Raw genomic sequence first — 3,374 nt, 5'->3', positions numbered from 1 at the left:
GGATTCGCTGCCACCTGCTCCAGCAAGTGCACCAGATGACCCCGAATCTGCTCTATACCTTCACGATCAAAGGTCAGCGCGTTATAGCCAAAGATCATATGAATCGTATCCGCTGGCATTACGACGAGGTTAAAGTCATAGTTCGTCTGCTCGACGGATTCGACTCCTGTAATTCGGAAGCCAGATGCCTGACTGCCACCCAATTGCTCAATTTGCTCCTCTACCGGATAATTCTCGAAAATCATAATGTGATTAATCAAGTCCTGCTTCAGCTCTGACAGGCCCTGAATTTCATACAGCGGATACGTGTCGTAAGCATTGGAAGCAATAGATTGCTGCTGATTGTCCTTCATTACATCCGAGAACACCCTGTCACCTTGCGCGCTGATGCGCACAGGAATGGTATTAATGAACAAACCGATCATATTCTCCACATTCGGGATCTCGGCTGGACGACCAGATACAACGCTGCCGAATACGACATCCTGTGACCCGTTATACTTTTGCAGTAAAATGCCCCATACAGTCTGCATCAGTGTATTGATGGTCACTTGATAACGTCTTGCAACCTGCTGAATTCCTGCCGTCAGCTCAGCACCCAGATCAAATTCGAGTCGGTCTGCCTGATATCCGGCTTTGATTTGCTTGTTAGCCTGCGGGAGTCGGGATTGCTCCTCATAGTCTGCCAGATAGCTGCTCCAATAGTCGGAAGCGGCCTGTACACTCTGCTGCTCCAGCCATTCGATATATTGGCTATATGGCGATACAGGCGCCAGCTGCGGCTGCTTGTTGGCCAATAAGGCAAAATAGCTTGCAAATACTTCATTCGTCACAAGTGACAAGCACCAACCATCCATCACAATATGATGGAAGCTCCAGATGAAACGGTACGCGTCCTCTCCTGTACGCAATATAGCGACACGCATCAGTGCATCCTGTGCCAGATCAAAGCCACGTAGCTTGTCCTTGCGTGTGAACTCAGTAATATATTCGCGTTGAACTCTCTCGTCCAGCTCACGCAAATCCTCTACATACAATTCGCTGCCTTTGTTGCGATACACCACCTGCAACGGCTCATCCTTCCAGCCACTATAGAAGTTCGTACGCAATGCCGTATGTCGCTCTACCAGCTTGTCCAGACTAGCTGCGAACGCAGCGATGTCGAACTCGCCCTGCAGATCGAAGGAAGCTTGCTCAAAATACGCTCCGGATTGTGAATCCATCAGGTTGTAGAAGAGCATGCCCTTCTGCATCGGCGTCAGTGCATATACATTTTCCAATTCACCTGTATGAGATGCCTGCTCCGTGATCTGCTCCAGTTCCTTAATCGACAGCCCCCTGAAAGATACATCGCTCGGAGTCAGCGCCGGCTGATCCTGTGCCGCACAATGCGTAATCACTTCGTGCAGAGCCGTGTGCAGCATGTCTGCCAGACGTTCGAGCGTCTCCTTGTGATACTGCTTACGGCTGTAAGCTACCGTCAGGCGCAGCTTGCCCTCCGAGATCATCGCATTGATATCAAGGGTGTAATTCATGCGCGCGCTCGTATCCTCAGTCTCCCCTACACTGTAAGAAGACAAGGTGATGCCGCTGTGCTGGAGATCCTGATCGATCTGACCCAGATAGTTGAAGCTAATCTCCGGGTCTGCATTATGGGTACGCTCTTGCGCACCAGCCACAGCTGCACCCGCTGCAGCAGAGAACAGATATCGCCAGATTCCATAAGACAATCCTTTATGTGGAAGGCGTCGCAGGCCTTCCTTCGTCTCCTTGATTCGCTGAGCCAGCGTCATTTCTCTGCCCGTCTCCAGCAATACAGGATACAAGCTCGTGAACCAGCCGATCGTACGCGTAATATCCACATCAGGAATGATTGCTTCCCGTCCGTGCCCTTCCAGATTGACGAGAACCTGTCGTGCACCCGTCCATTGATGTACGGCCAGACCAAGTGCGGTCAGCAACAGATCATTAACCTCCGTATTGTAGGCACGGTTAGCCTGTTTGAGCAGCATTTGCGTCTGTACCTCGCTCCATTCCACGGACAACAGCTCACTGTCAGCTTGCACAGAGCCTTCATATATAAAGTCCTTTGGCAATGGGGCAACGCTGGATTTCTCCTGCTCAATGCGCTCCCAATATGATGTATTTAAGACACTCTCATGAGTGGCACCTGATTCACCAGAAATGGCTGCTGTCGTAGCACGCTGTGCATACGATGCCAGCTCGCTGGTCCATAGCTGGAAGGAATCGGTCTTGTACGGTAACTGTATGGCCTGACCCTTCAATGCCTTCTCGTACCCTGCAGCAAAATCTTCAAAGAGGATCCGCCAGGAGACTCCGTCCATCACCAAATGATGAATCGTGATGAGCAGGTGATCGCCATCGACAGTTCGGAACAATCCAAGCTTGACCAGAGGACCTGTGCTCAGGTCCATACTGCTATGAATAGCAGCGGCTCTATCCTCCAATTCCTCCGCATAGCTCTCCAGCGCGCAGAGATCAACGATGTCCAGGGTATACAGGACACCTTCATCGACGTGTCGTGTCCAAGCCTCGAATACCAAGCCCGATTCATCAGGACGGAACACGGTACGCAATGCATCATGGTGTCTCACAATCTGATCCATCACCGAGCGAACAGCTGCTTCGTGGAAGCCTTCCTCGCTATATAGCATGACTGCTTGATTGAAGTGCTGCGGATGCTCGCGCTTCTGCTCGAAGAACCATTGCTGAATCGGCAGCAAGCCTGTCTCTCCATGTACTTCACCCTGATCAGCCATCCGGCTTGCTTCCTGCAAATGCAGTGCCAGTGCTGCAATCGTTGGGTGCTGGAACAAGTACTTCATGTCCAGCTTATAGCCGGTCTGGAACACACGGGACGCAATCTGAATGGCCTTGATCGAATCACCGCCCAGATCGAAGAAATTGTCCAGGATCCCGACCGTCGGCACGCCCAGCACATCCTGCCACACCTTTACAAGCGCCCGTTCCTGCGCCGTACGCGGCTCAGCATAATCCGCTCCGCTCTGCAGGCTACCTTCCGGTGCCGGGAGGGCTTTGCGGTCAATTTTGCCATTCGGGCTCAGTGGCATCTGCTCCATCTGGATAAAGTACGTCGGCACCATGTAGCTTGGCAATTCGCGGCCCATTTCGCTCCGCAGCTCAGCCGCGCCAAGCTCAACACTTGCTACATAGTACGCCACCAGCTGCTTCTGCCCCGTCTCATCGGCACGGGGCATGACGACCGCTTCACGTACAGACTCCACCTGCAGCAGCTGTGCTTCCACTTCGCCCAGCTCAATCCGGTACCCGCGAATCTTCACCTGATGGTCGATCCGGCCCAAATATTCGATGTTGCCATCTGGCAACCAGCG

At 52.4% G+C, this 3,374-nt stretch carries 1 protein-coding gene; it reads right to left on the bottom strand.

The features are described 5' to 3' along the window. Window positions 1–3,374, bottom strand: a 3,374-nt coding sequence (locus tag D328_RS0128055) for a condensation domain-containing protein (RefSeq protein ID WP_018888334.1), incomplete at both ends; no start/stop codon positions are given.

The sequence above is a fragment of the Paenibacillus massiliensis 2301065 = DSM 16942 genome, from assembly GCF_000377505.1.
Classification (GTDB): Bacteria; Bacillota; Bacilli; order Paenibacillales; family Paenibacillaceae; genus Paenibacillus; species Paenibacillus massiliensis.
The sequence above is the reverse complement of the archived record's forward strand: the minus strand, read 5'-3'. Positions and strand labels throughout refer to the sequence as shown.